The sequence below is a fragment of the Micromonospora sp. CA-244673 genome (assembly GCF_050948395.1).
Classification (GTDB): domain Bacteria; phylum Actinomycetota; class Actinomycetes; order Mycobacteriales; family Micromonosporaceae; genus Micromonospora.
Genome location: NZ_CP192019.1, coordinates 947,779 through 972,078, shown reverse-complemented (window position 1 = coordinate 972,078; position 24,300 = coordinate 947,779). Strand labels below are relative to the sequence as shown.

Sequence of the window (24,300 nt, the reverse complement as noted above, 5' to 3'; positions counted from 1 at the left end):
CCGGTGGTCTCCGTTCGACGCCTGGTACGGACGGGAGGGCCAGACCGTTCAGTCGGGACGGCGGGTCACAACGGACCGTAACGGGTGTGCGGCGCTCCGGTGAGCAGCGCCCAGTACCGGTCGCCGTAGGACCAGTGCCACCACTCCGTCGGGTAGTTCACCAGCCCCGCCCCGCTCAGCGCGGCCACCAGGACCTGCCGGTTGCGCCACGCGCTCACCGGGATGTGCCGGGCCGCCGTGAAGCAGGCGTCGGCGCTCTCCTCCGGGGTGGCGTCGAGGGCCGTGCCCATGTCCAACTCGATCCCGTCGGCGTCACACAGGGTGAGGTCGACCGCCCCGCCGGTGCTGTGCGGCGCCACCTCGACCGGCGAGACGAACTTCGTGGTCTCCCGGTGCAGCCGGTCCGCCGGCCAGTCCGGGTAGCGCCGGCGCAGCTCGTCCCGGTAGCCGGTGAAGATGTCGAGCTGCGCCCGGTACGGCCGGTACCCCTCGACGACCAGGAGGCGCAGGCCCGCCGGCAGCGCGCGCTGCGCGGCCAGCAACCGGTCCGCGACCCCGCGCCGCACCCGGGCGTACGCCCCGGCGGGGTCGGCGGCCCGGGTGTCCAGCCGCAGCTCCGGCAGGTCCCGCAGGTCGACCAGCGGGTCGCCGTCGTCCCGGCTGGACACGGCGGCGACCCGGGGATCGGAGAGCAGGATCATGCCGCACCGCCCCGGGGCCGCGCCTCGTGCCGGGTGAAGGCGAGCGCGACCAGCCGGTCCACCACCTCGGGGTAGGCCACGCCGGACTCGGCCCACACCTTCGGGTACATCGAGTGCGCCGTGAAACCGGGCAGGGTGTTCAGCTCGTTGACGAACAGGTCGCCGGTCGTCTCGTCGTAGAGGAAGTCGACCCGGGCCAGGCCCCAGCCGCCGATCGCCGTGAACGCCCGCACGGACAGCTCCCGGATCCGCTCGGTGACCTCGTCGGGCAGCGGCGCCGGGACGATCATCGGGTCGGCGTCGCCGAAGTACTTCTGCCGGTAGTCGAACCAGCCGCCCGCGACCCGGACCTCGCCGACCGCCGACGCCTCCGGGCGCCAGCCGCCGAGCACGCCGCACTCCAGCTCACGGCCCGTCACGCCCTGCTCGACCAGCACCACGTGGTCGTGCCGGAGCGCCTCCTCGACCGCCGCCGCCAGGTCGTCGCCCTCGGCAACGCGGGAGATCCCGATGGAGGAGCCCATCCGGGCCGGCTTGACGAACAGCGGCCGGCGCAGCCCGACGACCAGCTTCTCCGGGTCCTCCGCCGCCCGCCAGGTGGGCGCGTCGAACCAGACGTGCGGGGTGGTCGGCACCCCCTCGGCCCGCAGGGCCCGCTTCATCGCCACCTTGTCCATCCCGACGGCGGAGGCGAGGATCCCGCACCCGACGTACGGCACGCCGAGCGATTCGAGCAGGCCCTGCACCACGCCGTCCTCGCCGTACGGGCCGTGCAGCACCGGGAAGACCACGTCGAGCTCGGCGTGCACCGTGCCGGGCGCCTCGGCCGCGGTGACCGCCACCGTTCCGGCCCGCGCCCCGGCCCGCAGTTCCACGGCCGGGCCGGTCACCGGCAGCCGGTCGTCGATGGCCCGCCCGGCGCCGACGCTGGCGCGGCGCTCGGCCAGCACCGGCTCCGGGACCAGCCGCAGCCCGCCGGTGCGGGTGATCCCGAGCGCGACCACCTGGTGGCCGCGCTCGGCCAGGGCCCGGGCCACGCCGAGCGCCGAGGCGCAGGAGACCTCGTGCTCCGCCGACGGGCCACCGAACAGGACGCCGATCCGAACCGCAGCGCTCACGCCGCCACCCCTTCCATCCGAGCCGGGTCGGCGACGGGTCCGCCCGCCAGCCGGGCCACCAGCTCCGCCTCGACATTGCCGCCGGTCAGCACCACGCCGACCGTCCGGTACCGCCCCGGCCGCCCACCGTCGGCGCCACCCGCCGACCCGAGCCCGCCCCCGGCCTCACCCGCGGGCTGAAGCACGCCGTCCGCGCCACTCGCCGGCCACAGCGCGCCGTCCAGGTCGCCCGCCAGCCGCAGCGCGCCGGCCAGCCCGGCCGCACCGGACGGCTCGACGAGCACCTTCAGCTCCAGCAGGAGCAGCCGGAACGCGTCGGCGATCGCGTCGTCGTCGACCCGGACGACGCCCCGGACGGCGTCCCGCGCCACCGCGAACGGCAGGTCGCCGACGCAGCTCGGGCGGAGCCCGTCGGCGATGGTGGGGGCCGGCACGACCGGGGTGGGCCGGCCGGCGGCGAGGCTGCGGGCCAGCGAGTCGCAGCCGACCGGCTCGACGCCGTACACCTCGATCGCGGTGCCGGCGGCGGCCAGGCAGGCCCCCGCGACGCCGCCGCCACCGCCCACCGGCACGACCAGCGCGTCCAGCGGGGTGCCGGCGCGTTCCGCCTCCTCGATCAGCTCCAGGCTGGCGCTGCCCTGCCCCGCCACCACGTCCGGGTGGTCGTACGCGTCCACCAGCGGGTGACCGTCGGCGTCGGCGATCTGCCGGGCCACGGCGAGCCGCTCCTCGACGGTGGTGCCGGCGAGGACCACCCGCGCCCCGGCCGCCCGGGCCCGGGCCACCTTGACCGGCGCCGCGTCGACCGGCAGCACCACGGTCGCGGCCAGCCCGTGCCGGCGGGCGGCGAGCGCCACGGCCACCGCGTGGTTGCCGGTGCTCTGCGCGACCACCCCGGTGTGGCCGTCCGCGGCGAGCCGGCCCACGGCCAGCATCGCGCCGCGCATCTTGTACGAACCCCCGGTCTGGAGGTTCTCCGCCTTGAGCAGGATCCGGGCGCCGGCCAGCCGGTCGATCGCCGGGCTGTTCAGCACGGGTGTACGCACCACCCGGCCGGACAGCCACCAGGCGGCCTCCTCGACGCGGGCCCGGTCCGGCAGGGCCGGAGCGTGGCTGGTGGACATGGTCTCTCCTTCTCGGTTGTGGTCGGTGCCGGCGCGGCGCGGCAGGTCGAACAGCCAGCGCGCGCCGGCCGCCGTGAGTCCGCGGTGGACGGCCAGGCTGAGGGCCAGGACCACGGCGGTGAGCAGGACCGGGTAGCCGGCCACCAGCAGCGCCCGCCCCGGTCGGTTCAGGTCGGCGACCGGGCCGGCGAGGAACCGGTGCAGCAGGGCCAGCACCGGCATGTGGATCACGTAGATGGGCAGCGTCCGGCGGCCGAGGCGGGCGAGCGCCCCGCCGGCCACCCGGAGCCGGGCCACCCGGGCCGCGGCCGTGAGGCCGAACGCCACCGCGACGACGGACACCAGGAGCCGGACGCCGGGCCAGCCCTCGGCACCGGCCAGCGCCATGGCGGCCAGCGCCACGGCATACGCCGTTCCGGTCCAGGCCAGGCGACGGGTGCTCGCGCCGGCCGCCCAGCGCTGGAGGTACGGCCGCAGGTGCACGCCGGCCAGGAAGAACACCAGGTTCTGGTAGACCTGCCCCCGGTTGCCCGGGCTGTCCAGCAGGCCCGTGGCCGCCACGGCGGAGAGCGCGCCCGAGGCGGCGAGCAGCACCGCCGGGTGGACCCGGCGCAGCGCCTTGGCCAGCGCGAAGTAGAGCGCCAGCGCGTACAGGTACCAGAGGTTGGAGGGCGTGACGGTGAGCTGGGCCAGCAGGCCGCCGAGGCTGGTGGCCCGGTCGGTCGGGAAATCCGGCACGAGGGCCAGCAGGGCGGTGTGGACGAGCAGCCAGGTGGCGTAGAGGTGGAGGTTGCGGGCGATCCGGGGGCGCCCGGCCACCCGCCACGGGCGGGCGACGGCATTCGCCGCGAAGATCCCGGAGAGGGTGAAGAAGAGCGGCATCCGCAGCGGGAGCAGTTGCTCGCCGAGCAGCCCCCAGGCCCCCGGCACGGGCAGGTCGATCCGCCAGTCGATCCGCAGGTAGTGCTTGACGATGACGTGCCAGAGCACCACGAGGATGATGCAGGCGCCCTTGGCCACGTCGGCCCAGACCACCCGGCCGGCCGGTGTCGCGGCCTGATCGGTACGGGTCGGCACGGCGGTCTCCTCTCCCGGCGTCGCACGCCGTCGGTCGTTTTCGGGCAGGTGACATCGCGGGACGCCGCATGGGCGGCTCCCGAGGTCTGCGAGGGGTGGGTCAGCGCACGGCGGGTAGCTGGACGTCGACCCGCAGGCCGCCGTCCTCGCCCGGGCGGGCGGCGATGATGCCGTCGTGCGCCTGGGTGATCGAGCGGGCGATGGCCAGGCCGAGCCCGGCCCCGCCGCCCTGGTTGGTCCGGTCCCGGGCCAGGCGCCGGAAGGGTTCGAAGAGGCCGGCGACCGCCTCGCCCGGCACGGCCTGGCCGGTGTTGGTGACGGTCAGCGCCGGGTCGCCGCCGACGGTGACGGTGAGCCGGCCGCCCGGCCGGTTGTACTTGATCCCGTTCTCCACGAGGTTGCCGACCAGGCGCTCCAGCAGCACCCGTTCGCCCGGCACGACCCGGGGCTCCAGCCGGCTCTCCACCGTCACCCCGGCCTCGGCCGCCCGGTCCGCGTACGCGGCCAGCACGCCGGTGACGATCTCGTCGAGGCGCTGCGGGGTGGAGGAGCGCAGCCCCTGGTCGCTCTCGCTGAGCGCGAGCAGGCCCTCGATGAGCCGCTCGTTGCGCTCGTTGGTGGCCAGCAGCTGGGCGGTGAGCAGGTCGAGCTGCTCGCCGGTGAGCGACTGGGACATGCCGACCTCGATCAGCGTGCGCTGCACCGCCAGCGGCGTACGCAGTTCGTGCGAGGCGTTCGCGGCGAACCGCCGCTGCCCCTCGTAGCCGGCCGTGACCCGGTCCATCATGTCGTCGATGGCGCGGGCCAGCCGGGCCAGCTCGTCCCGGCCGCCGCGGCGGATCCGGTGGCCGAGGTTCTGCGGCCCGAGGTCGGCGATCGGGTCGGCGAGGTCGCGCACCGGGCGCAGGCACCAGCGGGCCGCGCCCCAGATGGCGACCGCACCGGCCAGCAGCACCACGAGTTCGGTGAGCGTGGGAAACAGCGGGACGAACGGGCGGGCCGGCTCGCACACCGCGCCGACCGTCTGCAGGTCGCAGAACTCCTGGGCCCGCCACCACACCTGGCCGAGCAACCACTTGCCCAGCCCGGACAGCCAGTACCCGCCGAGCAGGGCGAGCACCCCGACCAGCAGGACGCGGCGGCGGGGGCTCACGCCGGCTCGCCGATCCGGTAGCCGGCCTTCGGCACGGTGTGGATGACGGACGGCTGACCGAGCTTCTTGCGCAGGGTCATCACGGTGACCCGGACCGCGTTGGTGAACGGGTCGGCGAACTCGTCCCAGGCCTGTTCGAGCAGTTCCTCGGCGCTGACCACGCCGCCGCCCGCGCGCATGAGCACGTGCAGGACGGCGAACTCCTTGGGGCTCAGGCCGAGCGGCCGCCCGTCCCGGGTGACCGTGTGCCGGGCCACGTCGAGCACCACCCCGTGCCGTTCCAGCACCGGCGGCACCGCCGGGGCGGACCGGCGGCCCAGCGCCTGCACCCGGGCCACCAGCTCGGCGAAGGCGAACGGTTTGGTCAGGTAGTCGTCGGCGCCCAGCCCGAGGCCCGCCACCCGGTCGCGGATGCCGGCGGCGGCGGTGAGCAGCAGCACCCGGGTGCCCGCGTCGGAGCCGGCCAGGCTGCGGCACACCTCGTCGCCGGTCGCGCCGGGCATGTCCCGGTCCAGCACGGCCACGTCGTACCGGTTGACGCCGATCCGCTCCAGCGCGCCGTCGCCGTCGTAGCAGACGTCGACCGCCATCGAGAAGCGACGCAGCCCCTCGGCGACCGTGTCCGCCAGCAACCGCTCGTCGTCCGCCACCAACACCCGCACCGCTGTCCGCTCCCCCGTGGTCCTCGTCCGTCCCGCATACGGTCCCAGGCAGGAGATAAGGGTTCCGTAAGCGCCGCCGGAGCAATCCTCCACGCCGGCGGGCACGCACAGGTCCCCGTCGCGCCGTCTGGGGCGTTCGTCCCGGCCGGAGGGGCGACCGGCGGCTGCGGAGTGAGCCGGATCACTGCGGGCGCGTGATCCCCAGGGTGCTCTGCGCGGGGAGCAGGCCGGTGGCCACGACGGCCCGGGTGACCGGGGCGACGAGCTGGGCGAACAGGCCGACCGCCGGTCCGAGCGCCCGCCACGGCGCGGCGGCCAGCTCGTCGGTCCGCCGCTCCACCTCGTCGCGGAGCCGGCGGCCGGCCTCGGTGGCCACTCCGTCGCCGTCGACCAGGCCCCGGGCGGCCAGCCGGTCGCGGGCGGCGGCCCACTCGTCGGCGGTCCACCGGCGGCTGCCGAAGACCTCCGCCGGGGCGGCGCCGACGGCGGCGAAGGAGACCAGCGACTCGGCCGGGTCCAGCCCGACGGTGCGCAGCGCGGCGATGTGGCCGTCGCCCCGGTGCTCGCGCAGGATCGTGGTGGCCTGCCACAGCGCCAGGTGCGGCGCGTCGGGCCAGGGCAGGTCGGCGTTGGCGGCAGCGAGGGGGCGGCCGCCCAGGTCGGCGGCGCGCACCGCCCGGCGGGCCAGGGCGGCGGCCTCGGCCAGCTCGGCCGACTGGACGCGGTCGCCGAGCAGGGCGCGCAGCGCGCGGTCCACGCCGGACAGCCGGGCGGCGAGCACCTTGGCGGGGTCGGCGGTGGCCCAGACGGCCGGCACGTACTCGGCGACCATCCGGGGGCTGAAGCTGTAGTAGGTGGCGGCGACCAGGTTCGGGCCGGCCGCCCCGAGCGGGGCGCTGCGCAGCGCGAAATAGCCGGGCCAGCGCTCGCCCGTGGCCAGGCCGAGCCCGGCGGCCTCCTCGGTCAGCTCGGGCGCGTAGTAGACCAGCGCGTGCACGGGCTCGATGAGCTGCCACATCTTCCGGACCATCGCCGGTTCCATTCCGAACCTCCCCGATCGTATCTTGTCGCTGTCAAGTTTGGTGTCGGCGCTCAGAACTTGTCAATGGCAAGTTCTGCGGCGGCTTGGCGATCGGCGGTGAGCTGGGTCACCATGGGCGCGAGGAGGTCGCCGATGGCTGACCCGTGGCTCGCCCTGGAATTCGGCGCCGATCCGGCCGAGCGGATCGCGCAGGTCGGCGCCGCTCACGAAGCGTTCCTCACCGCCGGCACCACCACGGGCCGGGTCCGCGACGTGGTCCGCCGGTCGTGGGAGCGGTCCGCGCTGCTCGACCCGGAGGCCACCGCCCCGGTCGACCTCACCGACGACGCGCTGGCCAGCTATCGCGCCGCCCATCCCCTGAACCGCGTGCTGCCCCTCTTCCGCGACCTGCTCGGCGGCATCGCGCTGGACGGCGCGCACCTCATGGCCGTCTGCGACGGGGACGGACGGCTGCTCTGGGTGGAGGGGCATCCGGGGGTGCTCCGGCACGCCGAGCGGATGAACTTCGTGCCCGGCGCCCGCTGGGACGAGGCCCACGCCGGCACCAACGCGCCCGGCACCGCGCTGGCCGTCGACCACAGCGTGCAGATCTTCGCCACCGAGCACTTCGTCCGGCCGGTGCAGCGCTGGACCTGCGCCGCCGCCCCGATCCACGACCCGATCACCGGCCGGCTGCTCGGCGCCGTCGACATCACCGGCGGGGATCACCTGGCCACCCCGCAGAGCCTGGCCCTGGTCCGGGCCACCGCCCGGGCCGCCGAGGCGTTCCTGGCCGGCGCCGCCCCCGCCGAACCCGACGTGGCGCACGTCGCCGCCCTCGGCCGGGACGAGGCCGAGCTGCGCGTCGGCGGCCGGCGAATCCGGCTCGGCCGGCGGCACAGCGAGCTGCTGGTGCTGCTCCTCGATCACCCCGAGGGGCGCACCGGGGAACAGCTCGGCCTCGACCTGTACGGCGACGACCGCCTGCACCCGGTCACCCTGCGCGCCGAGCTGTCCCGGCTGCGCCGGGCGCTCGGCGACGAGCTGCTCGGCTCCCGCCCGTACCGGCTGCGCACGGCCGTGCGCGCCGACTTCCGTACCGTCACCGAACTGCTCGAACGCGGCGACGCGGCGGGGGCGCTGCGGGCGTACACCGGGCCCCTGCTGCCCGGGTCGGACGCGCCGGGAGTGGCGCGCCTGCGTCGGCTCGTCGACGGTCAGCTCCGCGCGGCCGTGCTGGCCGCCGCGGACCCGGCGCTGCTCACGGCCTGGACCGCGACGCCCACCGGCGCCGACGACCTCACCGCCTGGCAGGCCCTGGCGCGGGCGTTGCCGCCGGGCGCGCCGCGCCGGCCGCTCGCCCTGGCGCGGGCCCGTCAGCTCGCCGAGGAGTACGACCTACCGCGCGCAACGTTGCTGCAACGTCGCGGAAACTAACGTCCCCCGCCATCCACTCCTGACGGACGGCGGAGGTACCCGTGACGCGCTACGACGCCCCCTCACACTGGCAGTCCCGCTACGACCACTTCATCGGCGGCGAGTACGTGAAGCCGCACGGCGGCCGGTACTTCGAGAACCCCACCCCGGTGACCGGGCAGACCTTCTGCGAGGTGGCCCGGGGCACCGCCGAGGACGTGGAGAAGGCGCTCGACGCCGCCCACGGCGCCGCCGACGCCTGGGGCCGCACCTCGGTCGCCGAACGGTCGCTGATCCTCAACCGGATCGCCGACCGGATGCAGGAGAACCTGGAATCCCTCGCCATCGCCGAGACCTGGGAGAACGGCAAGCCGGTACGCGAGAGCCTGGCCGCCGACATCCCCCTCGCCATCGACCACTTCCGCTACTTCGCCGGGGCCATCCGGGCGCAGGAGGGCTCGCTCGGCGAGCTCGACGACGACACGGTGGCATACCACTTCCACGAGCCGCTGGGCGTGGTCGGCCAGATCATCCCGTGGAACTTCCCGATCCTCATGGCGGTCTGGAAGCTCGCCCCGGCGCTCGCCGCCGGCAACGCCGTGGTGCTCAAGCCGGCCGAGCAGACCCCCGCCTCGATCCACTACCTGCTCTCGCTGGTCGCCGACCTGCTCCCGCCCGGCGTGGTCAACGTGGTCAACGGCTTCGGCGTCGAGGCGGGCAAGCCGCTCGCCTCCTCGCCGAGGGTGGCGAAGGTGGCGTTCACCGGCGAGACCACCACCGGGCGGCTGATCATGCAGTACGCCAGCGAGAACATCAGACCCGTAACCCTCGAACTGGGCGGCAAGAGCCCGAACATCTTCTTCGACGACGTCAGCGCCGCCTCTGACGACTTCCGGGACAAGGCGCTCGAAGGCTTCACCATGTTCGCCCTCAACCAGGGCGAGGTGTGCACCTGCCCGTCGCGGGCGTTGATCCAGCAGGGCCACTACTCCGACTTCCTGGCGGCGGCGGTCGAGCGCACCGGGGCCGTCACGCAGGGGCACCCGCTGGACACGGACACGATGATCGGGGCGCAGGCGTCCAACGACCAGTTGGAGAAGATCCTGTCCTACCTGGACATCGGTCGGCAGGAGGGCGCGAAGGTGCTGACCGGCGGCGAGCGCGCCGACCTGGGCGGCGAACTGTCCGGCGGGTACTACGTGCAGCCCACGATCTTCGAGGGCGACAACTCGATGCGGATCTTCCAGGAGGAGATCTTCGGCCCGGTGGTCTCGGTGACCTCCTTCGCCGACCTGGACGACGCCGTGAAGATCGCCAACGACACCCTCTACGGCCTCGGCGCCGGCGTCTGGACCCGGGACATCAACACCGCGTACCGGGCCGGGCGGGCCATCCAGGCCGGGCGGGTCTGGACCAACTGCTACCACGCCTACCCGGCGCACGCCGCGTTCGGCGGCTACAAGCAGTCCGGCATCGGCCGGGAGAACCACAAGATGATGCTGGAGCACTACCAGCAGACCAAGAACCTGCTGGTCAGCTACTCCCCCAAGAAGCTGGGCTTCTTCTGATGGGTGACCCCGTCACCCTGACGCCCGCGGCGGCCGGCCTGATCCGGTCGCTGCGGGCGGCCCACGGGCCGATCATGTTCCACCAGTCCGGCGGCTGCTGCGACGGCAGCGCACCGATGTGCTACCCGGCCGGGGAGTTCCGCACCGGCGGCTCCGACGTGCTGCTCGCCTCGCTGGAGGTCGACGGGGTGCCCGAGCCGGTCGAGTTCTGGATGTCCACCGCCCAGTGGGAGCTGTGGAAGCACACCCGGCTCACGGTCGACGTGGTGCCCGGCCGGGGCAGCGGCTTCTCCCTGGAGGCCCCGGAGGGCGTCCGCTTCCTCATCCGCTCCCACCTGGTCCGCTGACTGTCCGAGATCTTCCAGCTCGCCGGCGCCGCGCCGGTGGGATGCTGACGCCGGTCCACATCGGAGCAGCAGCCCACCACCGCCAGACAGGAGTCCGCGCATGCGCCCGGTCCGACAGTCCCTGCTCGCCTGTGGCCTCGCCACGCTCGCCACCGCCGCCACGCTCGGCCTCGCGCCCGGCGCCGCCGTCGCCGCCGCCCCGGCCCCGAAGATCTCCGTCAACTGGTTCGGCACCGCCGACGTCCCCGCGCACACCGCCACCATCGGCGGCCGGTACGCCTGCGGCGCCGAGCGGGGCCTCGCCTACATCGAGGTCCACCTCGGCCAGCGGGTCCGCCGCGCCTCGATCACGGGCTTCGGGTTCGGGGTGATCGGGGCGTGCACGGACGACCGCACCGCCGGGACGTGGACGGCCACCATCCCCGCCGACAGCGGCGCCTTCCGTGGCGGGCCCGCCACGGCCACGGCCCGCCTCGTCGTGGAGCCCAACTCGCTCACCGAGACCACCGAACCGCTCCGCCTCGTCCCGCACTGCCCCCGCCGCTGACGCCTCAGCGGGCGTCGGTCTGCGATGGGGAGCCTCCCGGAGTCGCGGGAGGCTCCCCCGGTCAGGCGATCTGACGTAGATCGTCCCCGTAGTCGAAGATGATGCGCAGCTTCGCGCCGAGTGCGGTCGCGTAGCGGCTCAAGGTCGCCACCTCGTTCACGTCGAGGTCGCCGTTCTCGATCTGACTGACCCGGCCCGGCGTGACCCCCATGAGCTCGGCGACCTGCCGCTGGGTGAGCCCCAGCCGCTTGCGTTCCTCGGCCAGGTGGAAGGCGCTCACCCAGGCCTCGGTCCGGGCCCGCTCCGCCTCGTAGGCCCCGTCGTCGCCGCCGAGTTCGGCGCGGACCTCATCCCAGTCGTAGAACTCCGTCACGACTCCCCCCTTCGCTCGCGCTCATTGTCGAGCCAAGCTTTGTACGCAACCTCCGCCATTGGGATGTTCTGCTGATACCACCGGCTCCAGTTGCCCGCCTTGTTGCCCGCGACGAGGAGCACCGCCTGCGACCACGGATCGAAGACGAACAACACGCGGATCGCCACGTCGCGGCCTGATCGGGGGCGAAGTTCCTTGAGGTTGCGGAGGTTGCTGCCGCGAAGCGTGTCCACGAGGGGCCGGCCCAGGCCGGGGCCGACCTCGGCCAGCTTGTCCACGGCGACGCGAACGCTCTCGTACGACGCGGGATCATTCCGCCGCAGGTCACGCAGCCATTGGCGGACCTCGCCCGTGACCCGGACCGACCAGCGTCCCCCGTCAGCATCCACGCCCTAACTATAGCCCGAACTAAACACGGCGGAAGAGGGTCAGCGGGCGTCGAGGAGGGGTTGGGTCGGGTTCCAGGGGTCGCCTCCCGCGGCGTCGCGGCGGCGGCGGGCGATCGCCGACAGGGCCTCCAGCACCACCCGGTTGCCCAGGTACGCGGTGATGTCGGCGTGGTCGTAGGGCGGGGCGACCTCGACCACGTCCACGCCCACCACCGGCAGCTCGTAGCAGACCCGGCGGACGGCGTCGAGGAGCTGCCGGGAGGTGAACCCGCCCGGCTCGGGCGTCCCGGTGCCCGGGGCCATGCCCGGGTCGACCACGTCCACGTCGACGGAGAGGAAGACGCCCTCGCAATCGTCGGTGGCGATCGCGAACGCCTCCGAGAGACAGGAGTCCAGCCCGCGGGCCACCACCTCGGTCATCTCGTACGAGCGCATCCGCTGCTCGGCCATCCAGGACAGCGTCTCCGGGCCCGGCCAGTAGCCGCGCAGGCCGATCTGGAGGAAGCGGTCGCCGCGTACCGCGCCGGACTCGATGAGCCGGCGCATCGGCTGGCCGTGCCCGTGCAGGGAGCCGAACTCGATGTCCCCGGTGTCGGCGTGCGCGTCGAAGTGCACGAGGGACACCCGGCCGAGCCCGTGGTGCCGGGCCACGCCGGTCGCGTCCGGCAGGGCGATCGAATGGTCGCCGCCGAGCACGATCGGGATCGCCCCGGCGGCGGCGACCGCGTGCACGGCGGTCTCCAGCGCGGCCAGCGAGCGCTCGATGTCGCCGGAGAACATCTCGACGTCGCCCGCGTCGTAGACGCACAGGTCCCGCAGCGCGTCCACGCGCAGGGCCAGGGACGGGCGGGAGCCGTCGTGCGGCAGGTAGCAGGCCTGGCGGATGGCGGACGGGCCGAACCGGGTGCCCGGCCGGTGCGAGGTGCCGCCGTCGAAGGGCGCGCCGACGATCACCACGTCGGCGTCGGCGTACGTCACCGGCTCCTCGAGGGTGCACGGCGGCACGCCGAGGAACGTCACGTCGGGGCCGAACATCGGGCCGTAGCGGGTCACCGCTCCTCCATTCCCCACGGGGAACCGTAGCCGGTGAGCAGGTCGAGGAAGGGCACCGGGGGCAGCGCCTCGGGACCGAGCACGCCGGTGCCGGACCAGGCCCCGGTGGCCAGCAGCTCCAGGGCCACGACCGGGTTCACGGCGGTCTGCCAGACCACCGCCTGGTGGCCGTACTCGGCCATCGACCACTCGTTGTCGACCACGTGGTAGAGGTAGACCCGCCGCGGCCGGCCGTCGACGCCGGTGCCCGTCACGTAGGTGCCGGCGCAGGTCTTGCCGCGCATCCGGTCGCCCAGGGTGGCCGGGTCGGGCAGGCAGGCGGCCACGACGTCGCGCGGGGAGACCTCGACACCGCGGACGCGCACCGGGGACACCGCGTCCAGGCCCAGCTTGTGCAGGGTCTTCAGCACCTCGATGAACTCGTCGCCGAGGCCGTACTTGAAGGTGACCCGCTTCGCCTTCACCCAGCGCGGGATGAGCAGCACCTCCTCGTGCTCCACGTTGACGCACTCGACCGGGCCGATCCCCTCGGGGAACTCGAACACCTCGGGCTCGGAGAACGGCGGGGTGGTGAACCAGCCCCGGTCGGCCTCCCAGACGACCGGCGGGTTCAGGCACTCCTCGATGGTGGTCCAGATGGAGAACGAGGGGGCGAAGTCGTAGCCGTCGACGGTGAGGTTCGCGCCGTCGCGTACCCCGATCTCGTCGATCTCGGTGAACAGCTTGTCGGCGGCGTAGCGGGCGAAGACGTCGGAGAGGCCGGGTTCGACGCCGATGCCGCAGAGCGCCAGCCGGCCGGCCCGCGCCCAGGCGGCGGCCGCCGCGAACTGCTCGTCGCCGAGCTTCACCCCGGTCTGCGCGTGCGGCGCGTCCGGGTGCGGCCGGGACAGCGACATCGCCATGTCGAGGTAGTCGGCCCCGGCGGCGAACGCGCCTTCGAAGATCGGCATGACGAAGCGCGGGTCGACCGCGTTCAGCACGTGGGTGATCCGGTGTTCCCGGCAGAGCGCGGCCACCTCCTCGGCCGAGGAGGCGTCGACGGTCGCGGCGACGAACCGGTCGCCGTGGCCGGCGACGGCCCGCGCGGCGCGGGCGGGGTCGTGGTCGGCGACCACCATGGTCTCGAAGAAGGAACGGCGGGCGGCGATGGATACGGCGGCGGAGCCGACGCCACCGGCGCCGACGAGAAGGATACGCATCAGGAGTCGAACCCCAGTCCAAGACGATCGAGAGTACGGAGCCAGAGGTTGCGCCGCCCCTCCCGCGCGTCGGCGCGGGCGAGCGACCAGCGGGTGAGGTGGATGCCGGTGGCCCGGATCGGCTCCGGCGGGAACGGCAGCGGCTTGCGGCGGACCAGATCGAGCCGGGTCAGCGGGGTCTCCTCCCCGCCCAGCAGGTCGAGCATGACCCGGGCGCCGAACCGGGTCGCCCCGACGCCGAGCCCGGTGAACCCGGCCGCGTACGCCACGCGCCCCTCGTAGGCGGTGCCGAAGAACGCGCAGAACCGGGTGCAGGTGTCGATGACGCCGCCCCAGCGGTGGCTGAACCGCAGCCCGTCCAACTGGGGGAAGGTCGTGAAGAAGTGCGACGCCAGGGCCGTGAAGGTGGCCTCCCGCTGCTCCAGCTCCGGGGCCATCCGGTTGCCGTAGTGGTAGACCGCGTCGTAGCCGCCGAACAGGATCCGGCCGTCGGCGGTCATCCGGTAGTAGTGGAACTGGTTGCCGGTGTCGGCCAGCCCCTGCCGGTTGCGCCAGCCGATGGCGTCGCGCTGTGCGGGCGTCAGCGGCTCGGTCATCAGCGCGTAGTCGTAGACCGGCACCAGCCAGGCGCGCAGCCGGCGCAGCAGCGGCGGGAACGCGTTGGTGGCCAGCACCACCTGCCGGGCCCGCACGGCGCCGGGCGCGGCGTCCGGGCCGCCGACCGTGGCCGCGCGCAGCGCGCCGCCGTCGCGGCCCAGCCCGGTCACCCGGGTGTGCTCGTGGATGCGGACGCCCAGGTCGAGGGCGGCGCGGCGCAACCCCCAGGCCAGCTTCGCCGGGTCGAGCAGGGCCACCCGGTCCCGGTCCCACATCCCGCCCAGGTACGTCGGCGAGGTCACCTCGGCGCGCACCTCGTCCCGGTCGAGCAGCGCGACGTCGTGGCCGTACCGGCGGGCCAGCTCGGCGTCCTCCGCCAGCCCGGCGAGCTGGTACGGCTCGACGGCCACCGCCAGCTCCCCGGTGCGCTCGAAGTCGCAGTCGATGCCGTGCCTGGTCACCGCGGCGGCGATCGCGTCCAGGTTCTCCCGGCCGAGCCGTTCCAGCTCGTCGATCTCGCCGGGCCACCGCTCGGCGCCGTTGGCGAGGCCGTGGGTGAGCGAGGCGGCGCAGAAGCCACCGTTGCGCCCGGACGCCGCCCAGCCGCAGGTGCCGGCGTCGACCAGGAGCACGTCCCGGTCGGGGTCGGCCTCCTTGGCCAGCAGCGCGGTCCAGAGCCCGGAGTACCCGCCGCCGACCACCAGCAGGTCGGCGTCGTGGACGCCGGTCAGCGGCGGCAGCGGGTCCGGTCGTTCCGGCCGGTCGAGCCAGTACGGTACGGGCGCGGCGTCGGCCAGCGCCCGGCCGGTATGCGGGAGGTTCATGAGGCGCTCTTGGGGGCCCCGACGGCGGCGACGGGGGCCGCGAGGGCGGCCCGCCGGGCCCGGCGGCCGCGCAGCGAGGTGGCCCCGACGAGCAGCAGCGCGATCGCGAACATGGCCGTGCCGATGACGTTGACCTGCGGCGGGATGCCGCGCTGGGCGGCGCCCCAGACGTACATCGGGAAGGTGACGGTGGTGCCGGCGTTGAAGTTCGTGATGATGAAGTCGTCGAAGCTGAGCGAGAAGGCCAGCAGCGCGGCGGCCACGATGCCGGGCAGCACCAGGGGCAGGGTGATCCGGCGGAAGGTCTGCCACTCGCTGGCGTAGAGGTCCATGGCGGCCTCCTCCAGCCGCCGGTCCATGCCGGCGAGGCGGGCCTTCACGGTGACCACCACGAACGACACGCAGAACATCACGTGTGCGATGACGATGGTCCAGAAGCCCTGCGGCACCCCGGCGGCCACGAAGAGGGCGAGCAGCGAGGTGCCCATCACCAGCTCCGGGGTGGCCATCGGCAGGAAGATCAGGCCGTTGATCCCGGACCGACCGCGGAAGCCGTGTCGGACCAGGGCGAACGCCATGAGGGTGCCGAGGAGGGTGGAGACCACCGTGGCGATCAGGCCGATCTCCATGCTGCGCACCACGGCGTCGCACATGTCGGAGGTGGCGCAGGGGTGGGTCCAGTTGTCCAGCGTGAACTCGTTGAAGTCGTAGGACAGCCGGCTGGACGGCCGGTTGAAGGAGAGCCCGGCGACCACGAGGATCGGCAGCGAGAGGTAGCCGAGGACGAGCAGCGCCACCCCCATCACCCACCGGTCGGCGAGCCAACGCTTCAGCTTCACAGCACCTCCTCCGTGCCGGCCTTGCGCAGGTAGACGAAGACGATCGCGAGGATCGCGGCCATGAGCAGAAACGAGAGTGCCGCGCCCTGCGGGTAGTCCAGCCGGACCAGGAACGCCGAGTCGATGACGTTGCCGATCATGTATTCGTTCGGCGTGCCGAGCAGTTCGGCGTTGATGTAGTCGCCGGTGGCCGGGATGAAGAAGAGCAGCGTGCCGGCGATCAGTCCGGGCATGGACAGCGGCAGGGTGACCTTCCGGAAGGCGCGCAGCGGGCTCGCGTACAGGTCGCTCGCCGCCTCCAGCAGCCGCGGGTCGAGCCGTTCCAGGCTCGCGTACAGCGGCAGCACCAGGAACGGCAGGAAGTTGTACGTCAGGCCGAGCACCACCGCGAACGGGGTGGCCAGCAGCCGGCCGTCGGCGCCGAGCAGGTGCACGTCGCGCAGCAGGCCGACCAGGGCGCCGTTGTCGGACAGGATGGTCTTCCAGGCCAGGGTGCGGACCAGGAAGCTGGTGAACATCGGCGCGACCACGGCGACCAGCAGCAGGTTCTTCCACCGGCCGGCCTTCTGCGCGATGGCGTACGCCAGCGGGTAGCCCAGAAGCAGGGCCAGCACCAGCGCGATCGCCGAGTAGACGAAGGACCGGGCGAAGTGCGGCCAGTACGCCTGCAACGCGACCCAGTAGTTGCCGACCTCCCCGGTCATCGCGTAGCCGGTGGCGAGCGATCCGCTCGGGTCGTAGAGGCTGGCCGCGGCGAGCTGGATCAGCGGCAGCACGAAGAAGACCAGCAGCCAGGCGGCGCCCGGCAGCAGCAGCAGGTACGGCAGCAGCCTGCTCCGCCCCCGCCGGGGCCCCGGCGGCGCGGCCGGTTGCCCCGCCGAGGTCGGTACGTGGGCCAGGGCGCTCATGACAGCGCACCCACCGGCGGCTCGTCGAGCACCGGGCTGGTCTGGTCGTCCTCGCCGGGCGCCCGGGGCAGCAGGAAGGCGTGCCGCGGGTCCCAGTGCGCGGTCACCGGGGTGCCGACGGGCAACCGCCCGCCGACCCCGCTGTTCGCGGCGAACGCGGACAGCTCGCTACCCCACGCCGTGCGCACCAGGTACTGGGTGCTCACCCCCACGTACGAGGCGTCGGTGACCACCCCGCCGACGTACTGGTGGCCGGTGGGCACCTCGTCCGGGCTGCTGACCAGGTGCAGCTTCTCGGGACGTACCCCGAGGAAGACCGTCCCCTGGTCGGTCCGGGCCCGTTCGGCGGGCACCGAAAAGCGCGCGCCGTGCGCGGTGACCGCCACGTCGTCGCCGCTGCGGCCGGCGGCCTCGCCGGCCAGCAGGTTGGACTGGCCGAGGAAGTTCGCCACGAACGCGGTGGCCGGGTACTCGTAGATGTCGGCGGGGGCGCCGAGCTGCTCGATCCGGCCGGCGTTCATCACCGCGACCGTGTCGGCCATGGTCATGGCCTCCTCCTGGTCGTGGGTGACGTGCACGAAGGTGATGCCGACCTCGGTCTGGATCCGCTTCAGCTCGATCTGCATCTGCCGGCGCAGCTTCAGGTCGAGCGCGCCGAGCGGCTCGTCCAGCAGCAGCACCTGCGGGTGATTGATGAGCGCCCGGGCCAGCGCCACGCGCTGCTGCTGGCCGCCGGAGAGCTGGGCCGGCTTGCGCCGGCCGTACCCTTCGAGCTGCACCAGGGCGAGCATCCGCTCGACCTGGTCGGTCACCTTGCGGATGCCGCGCCGCCGCAGCCCGAAGGCCACGTTCTCGTGGATGTCGAGGTGCGGGAAGAGCGCGTAGCTCTGGAACACGGTGTTCACCGGCCGCTTGTACGGCCGCAGCCCGGCGATGTCCCGGTCACCGAGCAGCACCTGCCCGCTGGTCGGCTCCTCCAGCCCGGCGATCATCCGCAGGGTGGTGGTCTTGCCGCAGCCGGACGCCCCGAGCAGCGCGAAGAACGAGCCCTGCGGGATGGTGAGGCTGAGGTCGTCCACGGCGGTGAAGACGCCGAACCGTTTGGTCAGGTTGGCCAGCCGCACGTCGCCGGCCGGTGTCTCGCGCTCCTGCGCCTTCGAGCTCATGTCCCTCACGCCCCGATGACCTGCTGGAACTTGGTCTCGTACTCCTTCTCCTGCTTCTCGTCCAGGGCCATGAAGACCTTGGACTTCGACAGCATGGCGTCGTCCGGGAAGATGAGCGGGTTGGCGGCCAGGTCGGGGTCGATCTTCTCCATCTCGGCCTGCGCGCCCTTGACCGGGCAGATGTAGTTGACATAGGCGGCGAGCTGTGCCGCCACCGCCGGGTCGTAGTAGTAGTTGATCAGCTCTTCGGCGTTGGCCTTGTGGCCGGCCTTGTTCGGCACCAGCATGTTGTCCGACCAGAGCATCACCCCGGACTCGGGCACCACGAACTTGATCTTCTCGTCCTCGAAGCCGAGCTGGACCACGTCGCCGGACCAGCCGATGCAGGCGGCGATGTCGCCCTTGGCCAGGTCGGGGGCGTAGTCGTTGCCGGTGAACTTGCGGATCTGCTTGGAGTCGACGGCCTTCTTCAGCTTGTTCAGCGCGTCGTCGAACTGCGCCGGGGTGAAGTTCGACGGGTCGTGACCGCCGGCCTGGAGCAGCAGGCCCATGGTGTCCCGCATCTCCGAGAGCGCGGTCACCTTGCCCTTCAGGTCGGGGCGGGTGAGCAACTCGTCGACCGTGCGGATCTCCTTGGCCACCTTGGCGTTGTAGGCGAGCCCGGCCAGGCCGGACTGCCAGGGGACGGCGAGCTGGGTGTCCTTGTCGAAGGAACGGCCGCGCAGTGAGGGCAGCAGGTTCGCCTCGACGTTGGGCAGCTTCGCCTTGTCCAGCTTCTGGATCCAGCCGAGCCGGATCATCCGGGCCGCCATCCAGTCGGTGAGGACCATGATGTCGCGGCCGGTCGTCTGGCAACCGGCGAGCTGGTTCTGCACCTTGCCGAAGAACTCGTTGTTGTCGTTGACGTCCTCGGTGTACGTCACCTGGATCCCGGACTTCGCGATGAACGCGTCCAGGGTGGGGCGCTTGGACTCGTCCTTCTCGTCCACGTCCATGTACTGCGGCCAGTTCGAGAAGGCCAGCTTCTTCTCCGTGGCGGAAAGGTCGTCGCTCTTGCAACCGGCCTCGGTCTGCTGGGCGCCCTTGGTGCCGCAGCCGGCCAGCGTGCCCGCCGTGGCGAGCAGGGCGGCCGAGCCCAGGGTCCCGGTGAGCAGACCGCGCCGGGTGAGGTGCCGGAGGGGACTACGCATGTGACGACTCCTCGGGGGGTCATCGTCGGCGGCGGGACGGGGGTGGCGCGCCGGCGGGAGGGTCAGTGGCGATGGACGACTGATCCTGACATGAGGTGACCTCCCTTACAAGGGATTCCGTTGCGGGAATAGCTATGCACCACGAAATACGCCAGACTGCGCCGGGGCACTACGCTCAGCACGAGGATTCGGACATGGGGAGGGGACGATGGCCAACCGGCAACTGGAGAACGGCAACGGCAGCCGTCGTGTGACCGTGCGTGAGGGCGCCAGTCACGCTCTGCTCGACGACGTGGCCAAGCAGATCATCGAGCAGCTCCAGGAGGACGGGCGGCGCCCGTACGCGACCATCGGCAAGGCGGTCGGCCTCTCCGAGGCGGCGGTGCGGCAGCGGGTGCAGCGCCTGCTCGACGCCGGGGTCATGCAGATCGTGGCGGTGACCGATCCGCTCCAGCTCGGCTTCCCCCGCCAGGCCATGATCGGCCTACGGACCGACGGCGACCTGGAGAGCGTCGCCGACCGGCTGGCCGAGTTCGAGGAGATCGACTACGTGGTGATCACCGCCGGGTCGTTCGACCTGCTGGCCGAGGTGGTCTGCCGCAACGACGAGCACCTGCTGGAGATCCTCCAGAGGCTGCGCGGGGTGCCGGGCGTGGTCTCCACCGAGGCGTTCGTCTACCTCAAGCTCCGCAAGCAGACCTACAGCTGGGGAACAGCCTGATACGGATTCCGTTGTCGTGACAAACACCGCACGCTGAATCCGTTGTCGTTTGCCCTCGACGCTTGCGTGATCGGCATTGCCTGTGGGATAACCGTGGGCAGAGCGGCCGGTGTCACCCCTGACCGGCCCGAGACCCGATGGGGCTGACATGGCCAACGCCACCGACCACCTCTGGATGCACTTCACCCGGATGGCCAGCTACTCCGCCGGCGAGGTCCCGACCATCGTGCGCGGCGAGGGCGCGTACGTCTGGGACTCGCGGGGCCGCCGCTACCTGGACGGACTCGCCGGGCTCTTCGTCGTCAACGCCGGCCACGGCCGGACCGAGCTCGCCGAGGCGGCCGCCAAGCAGGCCGGCGAACTCGCCTACTTCCCCCTGTGGTCGTACGCCCACCCCAAGGCCGTCGAGCTGGCCGAGAAGGTCGCCGCGCTGGCCCCCGGCGACCTGAACCGGGTCTTCTTCACCACCGGCGGCTCCGAGGCCGTCGAGGCCGCGTGGAAGCTGGCCCGCGCCTACTTCAAGCGCACCGGCCAGCCGAACAAGTACAAGGTGGTCAGCCGCTACATCGCCTACCACGGCACCTCGATGGGCGCGCTGTCCATCACCGGCCTCCCCGGCATCAAGAGCGACTTCGAGCCGCTCGTGCCCGGCGGCATCAAGGTGCCGAACACCAACTTCTACCGGGCCCCCGAGCACGGCGACGACCCCGAGGCGTTCGGCCGCTGGGCCGCCGAGGAGATCGGCCGGGCCATCGAGCGGGAGGGGCCGGACACCGTCGCCGCGGTCTTCCTGGAGCCGGTGCAGAACTCCGGCGGCTGCTTCCCGCCTCCGCCCGGCTACTTCGAGCGGGTCCGCGAGATCTGCGACGCGTACGACGTGCTGCTGGTCAGCGACGAGGTGATCTGCTCCTGGGGCCGGCTCGGCGAGTACTTCGGCGCCGTCCGGTACGGCTACCAGCCGGACATCATCACTACCGCCAAGGGCATCACCTCCGGCTACGCCCCGCTCGGCGCGATGATCGCCAGCGAGCGGCTCATGGAGCCGTTCCTCACCGAGACCGGCATGTTCGCGCACGGGGTGACCTTCGGCGGGCACCCGGTCTCCTGCGCGGTGGCCCTGGCCAACCTGGAGGTCTTCGCCCGCGAGGACCTGATCGGCCACGTCCGGGCCAACGAGGGCGCCTTCCGGTCCACACTGGAGAAGCTCAACGACCTGCCGATCGTCGGCGACGTCCGGGGCGACGGCTACTTCTACGGCATCGAGCTGGTCAAGGACAAGGCCACCCGGGAGACCTTCGACGAGGCCGAGTCGGAGCGGCTGCTGCGCGGCTTCCTCTCCACCGCGCTCTTCCAGGCCGGGCTCTACTGCCGCGCCGACGACCGGGGCGACCCCGTCATCCAGCTCGCGCCGCCGCTGATCGCCCAGCAGCAGCAGTTCGACGAGATCGAGCAGATCCTGCGCGCCGTGCTGACCGAGGCATGGTCGCGCCTCTGACCGGCGGCCCGGACGGGGCCGGTTCCCGGAACACCGGGGACCGGCCCCGCGCCGTCGGCGCCGCCGAACCCGACCCCGGGGACCGGACCACCACGACGAGCACCGTCGGCGCCGCCGAACCCGACCTCAACCCCGACCCCGGGGACCGGACCACCACGACGAGCACCGTCGGCGCCGCCGAACCCGACCTCAACCCCGACCCCGGGGACCGGACCACCACGACGAGCGCCGTCGGGGGCAGCGAGCGGACCCGGGTACGCCGGCTGCCCGACCTCGCCGTCCACGACCGGGCGACGCTGCACGCCGTGCTCGACGCCGGCCGGGTCGCGCACCTGGCCGTCGCCGACGGCGGCCAGCCGTACGCGCTGCCGGTGGCGTACGCCCGCGACGGGGAGCGGGTGCTGGTGCACGGCTCCACCGGCAGCCGGCTGTTCCGGCACCTCGCCACCGGCGCGCCGGCCTGCCTCACGGTCACCCTGCTCGACGGGCTGGTGCTGGCCCGCAGCGCCTTCGAGTCCTCGATGAACTACCGCTGCGCCATGGTCCTCGGCACCCTCACCGCGCTCACCGGCGAGGCGAAAGCCGCCGCGCTGCACCGCCTCTCCGAGCACCTGCTCCCCGGCCGCTGGGCGGAGATCCGGCCGCCCTCGGCGAAGGAACTGGCCGCCACGCTGGTGCTCGCCCTGCCCCTGGACGAGTGCTCGGTGAAGATCAGCGACGGCCCGCCCGACGACCCCGAGGACGACCTCGACCGGCCGGTCTGGGCCGGGGTGGTGCCCGTCGTCGAGACGTACGGGACCCCGCAGCCCGACCCGCGGCTGCGCCACGACCTGCCCCCACCGGAGTGGTGATGCGCTACCAGAACCTGTCGTACTGGCTGTCGAGCGTGGACGAATCGCTGACCCCCCGCCCCGGCCTGCCCGGCGACACCGACGCCGACGTGGTGATCGTGGGCGCCGGCTACACCGGGCTCTGGACGGCGTACTACCTGGCCGAGGCCGACCCGGCACTGCGGATCGTGGTGCTGGAGAAGGAGATCGCCGGGTACGGCGCCTCCGGCCGCAACGGCGGCTGGTGCTCGGCCCTCTTCCCCACCTCGCTGCCGGCGCTGGCCCGCCGGCACGGCCGGGACCGGGCGCTCGCCATGCAGCGGACCATGCAGGAGACCGTCCGCGAGGTCGGCCGGGTGGTCGCCGCCGAGGGCATCGACTGCGACTGGCGGGCCGGCGGCACGGTGGTGCTGGCCCGCACCGACGTGCAGCTCGGCCGCGCCCGGGCCGCCGTAGCGGAGGCGCGCGAGCACGGTCTCGCCGACGCCGACCTGGTGCTGCTCGACGCCGCCGAGGCCGCCGCCCGCTGCCACGCCGAGGGGGTACGCGGCGGCACGTACACCCCGCACTGCGCCGCCGTGCACCCGGCGAAGCTGGTCCGCGGCCTGGCCGCGGCGGTGGAGCGCCGGGGGGTACGCCTTTTCGAGCGGACCCCGGTCACGGCACTGCGGCCCGGGGCGGCGGTGACCCCGGCCGGCGTGGTCCGCGCGCCGGTGGTGGTCCGGGCGACCGAGGGCTTCACCCCAGCCCTGCCCGGCCAGCGGCGGGCCGTGGCGCCGGTCTACTCGCTGATGGTGGCCACCGCGCCGCTGCCCGAGGCGACCTGGGCGGAGATCGGGCTGGCCGAACGGGAGACCTTCTCCGACTACCGGCACGTCATCATCTACGGCCAGCGCACCGCCGACGGACGGCTCGCCTTCGGCGGGCGGGGCGCCCCCTACCACTACGGTTCCCGGGTCCGCCCCGACTTCGACCGGGAGCCCCGGGTCTTCGCGGCGCTGCGCCGGGTGCTCGGCGAACTCTTCCCGGTGCTGGGGCCGGACGTGCCGGTGACGCACACCTGGGGCGGGCCGCTCGGCGTGGCCCGGGACTGGGCCGCCTCGGTGGGCCTGGACCGGTCGACCGGGCTGGCCTGGGCGGGCGGCTACGTCGGCGACGGCGTCGGCACCAGCAATCTGGCCGGCCGTACCCTGGCCGACCTGATCCGGGGCGAGCAGTCCGACCTGACCACCCTCCCCTGGGTCAACCACCGCTCCCCGCGATGGGAACCGGAGCCCCTGCGCTGGCTGGCGGTCAACGCCGGCCTGAAGGTGATGTTCTCAGCCGACGAGGCGGAGAGCCGGACCAACCGCCCCTCCCGCCGCGCCGCCGCCTTCTCCCACCTCCTGGGCCACTGACCCCACCCGGTGCCCCGGCCCGGCCTGCCGGCCGGCCGCGTTGATCATGAAGTTATTGCCAGGACACGCCGCGGCGGAGGGCAATAACTTCATGATCAACGCGGCCGGGCGCGGGGCGCGGGGGCCCTGGGGCTGGGGGCCGGGGGCCGGGGTTTAGTGGTTGGGGGGGATTACGCGGAGGTGGCCGCGGCGGCCCTGTTGGTGGGGGGCCTGGGGGCTCGGCTGGTCGTTGTCCGACGGCGGGCGTGGGGGTGCCGGGCGGGCGGCCTCGCGGACGGCCTCGGCCAGGGCGACCAGGTCGTCGGTGGTGGGCGGCGGGGGTTCGAACTCGCCCTCGTGGCGCACCACGTCCCAGCCGCGCGGGGCGGTCAGGCTGCGGGCGTGCGGCTCGCACAGGTCATAGGTGTGCGGCTCGGCGAACGCGGCGAGGGGGCCCACCACGGCCGTGGACTCGTTGTAGACATAGGTCAATGTGGCGACCGCTTGCCGGGGGCAGCCGTTACGGGAGCAGCGCCGTGGTGACCTCACGGCGGCAGGGTATCCCCATTACCGGGTGCGGCGCACCGCTTCGCGTTGCGACACGCC

At 73.3% G+C, this 24,300-nt stretch carries 24 protein-coding genes and 1 pseudogene; 8 read left to right on the top strand and 17 right to left on the bottom strand.

The features are described from left to right. Positions 1-65 precede the first annotated feature (65 nt). The 6 genes from ACQP12_RS04825 to ACQP12_RS04800 form a co-directional block, all read right to left on the bottom strand. On the bottom strand, positions 66-701 hold the full coding sequence (locus tag ACQP12_RS04825; RefSeq protein ID WP_357947533.1) for a M15 family metallopeptidase: 636 nt from the start codon (positions 699-701) through the stop codon (positions 66-68). Beyond that, positions 698-1,819 (bottom strand): D-alanine--D-alanine ligase family protein, encoded by a 1,122-nt coding sequence (locus ACQP12_RS04820; protein WP_433285310.1) that lies wholly within the window; start codon positions 1,817-1,819, stop codon positions 698-700. The genes ACQP12_RS04825 and ACQP12_RS04820 overlap by 4 nt, the downstream gene beginning before the upstream one ends. Further along, positions 1,816-4,020, bottom strand: a complete 2,205-nt coding sequence (locus ACQP12_RS04815) for a pyridoxal-phosphate dependent enzyme (RefSeq protein ID WP_433285308.1) — start codon at positions 4,018-4,020, stop codon at positions 1,816-1,818. The genes ACQP12_RS04820 and ACQP12_RS04815 overlap by 4 nt, the downstream gene beginning before the upstream one ends. A gap of 100 nt (positions 4,021-4,120) precedes the next feature. Continuing rightward, positions 4,121-5,173: a sensor histidine kinase gene (locus tag ACQP12_RS04810; protein WP_357947542.1), complete on the bottom strand. Its 1,053-nt coding sequence runs from the start codon at positions 5,171-5,173 to the stop codon at positions 4,121-4,123. Then, on the bottom strand, positions 5,170-5,835 hold the full coding sequence (locus tag ACQP12_RS04805; RefSeq protein WP_091260083.1) for a response regulator transcription factor: 666 nt from the start codon (positions 5,833-5,835) through the stop codon (positions 5,170-5,172). The genes ACQP12_RS04810 and ACQP12_RS04805 overlap by 4 nt, the downstream gene beginning before the upstream one ends. Before the next feature lie 181 nt (positions 5,836-6,016). Then, positions 6,017-6,877, bottom strand: a complete 861-nt coding sequence (locus ACQP12_RS04800) for an SCO6745 family protein (RefSeq protein ID WP_433285305.1) — start codon at positions 6,875-6,877, stop codon at positions 6,017-6,019. 132 nt (positions 6,878-7,009) lie between these two features. On the opposite strand from ACQP12_RS04800, the gene ACQP12_RS04795 reads away from it, so the two are divergent. The 4 genes from ACQP12_RS04795 (at position 7,010) to ACQP12_RS04780 (ending at position 10,734) form a co-directional block, all read left to right on the top strand. Further along, positions 7,010-8,293 carry a GAF domain-containing protein gene (locus ACQP12_RS04795; RefSeq protein WP_433285303.1) on the top strand — a complete coding sequence of 428 codons (1,284 nt, stop codon included), beginning with the start codon at positions 7,010-7,012 and terminating at the stop codon, positions 8,291-8,293. Between the two features lie 41 nt (positions 8,294-8,334). Further along, positions 8,335-9,840 (top strand): aldehyde dehydrogenase, encoded by a 1,506-nt coding sequence (gene adh / locus ACQP12_RS04790; protein ID WP_433285301.1) that lies wholly within the window; start codon positions 8,335-8,337, stop codon positions 9,838-9,840. Further along, positions 9,840-10,187, top strand: coding sequence for a DUF779 domain-containing protein (locus tag ACQP12_RS04785; RefSeq protein WP_433285299.1), 348 nt, complete (start codon positions 9,840-9,842; stop codon positions 10,185-10,187). The genes adh and ACQP12_RS04785 overlap by 1 nt, the downstream gene beginning before the upstream one ends. Positions 10,188-10,287: 100 nt before the next feature. Then, positions 10,288-10,734 carry a hypothetical protein gene (locus tag ACQP12_RS04780; RefSeq protein ID WP_433285297.1) on the top strand — a complete coding sequence of 149 codons (447 nt, stop codon included), beginning with the start codon at positions 10,288-10,290 and terminating at the stop codon, positions 10,732-10,734. A 61-nt stretch (positions 10,735-10,795) separates the two neighbouring features. Here ACQP12_RS04780 and ACQP12_RS04775 read toward each other — a convergent pair whose 3' ends face one another. The 10 genes and pseudogenes from ACQP12_RS04775 to ACQP12_RS04730 all read right to left on the bottom strand — a co-directional run bounded on the left by ACQP12_RS04775 (position 10,796) and on the right by ACQP12_RS04730 (position 19,272). After that, on the bottom strand, positions 10,796-11,107 hold the full coding sequence (locus ACQP12_RS04775; protein ID WP_433285295.1) for a helix-turn-helix domain-containing protein: 312 nt from the start codon (positions 11,105-11,107) through the stop codon (positions 10,796-10,798). Further along, positions 11,104-11,496 (bottom strand): type II toxin-antitoxin system RelE/ParE family toxin, encoded by a 393-nt coding sequence (locus tag ACQP12_RS04770; RefSeq protein WP_433285293.1) that lies wholly within the window; start codon positions 11,494-11,496, stop codon positions 11,104-11,106. The genes ACQP12_RS04775 and ACQP12_RS04770 overlap by 4 nt, the downstream gene beginning before the upstream one ends. Positions 11,497-11,515: 19 nt before the next feature. Further along, the gene (locus ACQP12_RS04765) at positions 11,516-11,572 is read right to left on the bottom strand and encodes a hypothetical protein (protein ID WP_433289127.1); all 57 of its coding nucleotides are present in this window, start codon (positions 11,570-11,572) and stop codon (positions 11,516-11,518) included. 53 nt (positions 11,573-11,625) lie between these two features. Beyond that, positions 11,626-12,531: pseudogene (gene speB, locus ACQP12_RS04760) on the bottom strand (agmatinase); the annotation flags it as partial. Between the two features lie 14 nt (positions 12,532-12,545). Further along, positions 12,546-13,748 (bottom strand): saccharopine dehydrogenase family protein, encoded by a 1,203-nt coding sequence (locus ACQP12_RS04755; RefSeq protein ID WP_433285291.1) that lies wholly within the window; start codon positions 13,746-13,748, stop codon positions 12,546-12,548. Then, on the bottom strand, positions 13,748-15,169 hold the full coding sequence (locus ACQP12_RS04750) for an NAD(P)/FAD-dependent oxidoreductase (protein ID WP_433285289.1): 1,422 nt from the start codon (positions 15,167-15,169) through the stop codon (positions 13,748-13,750). The genes ACQP12_RS04755 and ACQP12_RS04750 overlap by 1 nt, the downstream gene beginning before the upstream one ends. Then, the gene (locus ACQP12_RS04745) at positions 15,166-16,008 is read right to left on the bottom strand and encodes an ABC transporter permease (protein ID WP_433285287.1); all 843 of its coding nucleotides are present in this window, start codon (positions 16,006-16,008) and stop codon (positions 15,166-15,168) included. Before ACQP12_RS04745 ends, ACQP12_RS04750 begins: the two co-directional genes overlap by 4 nt. Then, positions 16,005-16,916 carry an ABC transporter permease gene (locus ACQP12_RS04740; protein WP_433285285.1) on the bottom strand — a complete coding sequence of 304 codons (912 nt, stop codon included), beginning with the start codon at positions 16,914-16,916 and terminating at the stop codon, positions 16,005-16,007. Before ACQP12_RS04740 ends, ACQP12_RS04745 begins: the two co-directional genes overlap by 4 nt. Further along, complete coding sequence (locus ACQP12_RS04735) at positions 16,913-18,082, bottom strand: ABC transporter ATP-binding protein (RefSeq protein ID WP_433285283.1); 1,170 nt, start codon at positions 18,080-18,082, stop codon at positions 16,913-16,915. Before ACQP12_RS04735 ends, ACQP12_RS04740 begins: the two co-directional genes overlap by 4 nt. A gap of 5 nt (positions 18,083-18,087) precedes the next feature. Next, complete coding sequence (locus ACQP12_RS04730) at positions 18,088-19,272, bottom strand: ABC transporter substrate-binding protein (protein ID WP_357947582.1); 1,185 nt, start codon at positions 19,270-19,272, stop codon at positions 18,088-18,090. 208 nt (positions 19,273-19,480) lie between these two features. Here ACQP12_RS04730 and ACQP12_RS04725 point away from each other — a divergent pair, with 208 nt between their 5' ends. From ACQP12_RS04725 to ACQP12_RS04710, 4 genes are all read left to right on the top strand, one after another. Continuing rightward, positions 19,481-19,993 carry an Lrp/AsnC family transcriptional regulator gene (locus ACQP12_RS04725; RefSeq protein ID WP_355053906.1) on the top strand — a complete coding sequence of 171 codons (513 nt, stop codon included), beginning with the start codon at positions 19,481-19,483 and terminating at the stop codon, positions 19,991-19,993. 148 nt (positions 19,994-20,141) lie between these two features. Then, positions 20,142-21,488 carry an aspartate aminotransferase family protein gene (locus ACQP12_RS04720; RefSeq protein WP_357947585.1) on the top strand — a complete coding sequence of 449 codons (1,347 nt, stop codon included), beginning with the start codon at positions 20,142-20,144 and terminating at the stop codon, positions 21,486-21,488. Continuing rightward, complete coding sequence (locus ACQP12_RS04715; RefSeq protein ID WP_433285280.1) at positions 21,473-22,339, top strand: pyridoxamine 5'-phosphate oxidase family protein; 867 nt, start codon at positions 21,473-21,475, stop codon at positions 22,337-22,339. The genes ACQP12_RS04720 and ACQP12_RS04715 overlap by 16 nt, the downstream gene beginning before the upstream one ends. Further along, positions 22,339-23,715: an NAD(P)/FAD-dependent oxidoreductase gene (locus tag ACQP12_RS04710; protein WP_433285278.1), complete on the top strand. Its 1,377-nt coding sequence runs from the start codon at positions 22,339-22,341 to the stop codon at positions 23,713-23,715. The genes ACQP12_RS04715 and ACQP12_RS04710 overlap by 1 nt, the downstream gene beginning before the upstream one ends. Positions 23,716-23,868: 153 nt before the next feature. Here ACQP12_RS04710 and ACQP12_RS04705 read toward each other — a convergent pair whose 3' ends face one another. Continuing rightward, positions 23,869-24,243 (bottom strand): DUF3499 domain-containing protein, encoded by a 375-nt coding sequence (locus ACQP12_RS04705; RefSeq protein ID WP_357947594.1) that lies wholly within the window; start codon positions 24,241-24,243, stop codon positions 23,869-23,871. Positions 24,244-24,300: the final 57 nt, after the last annotated feature.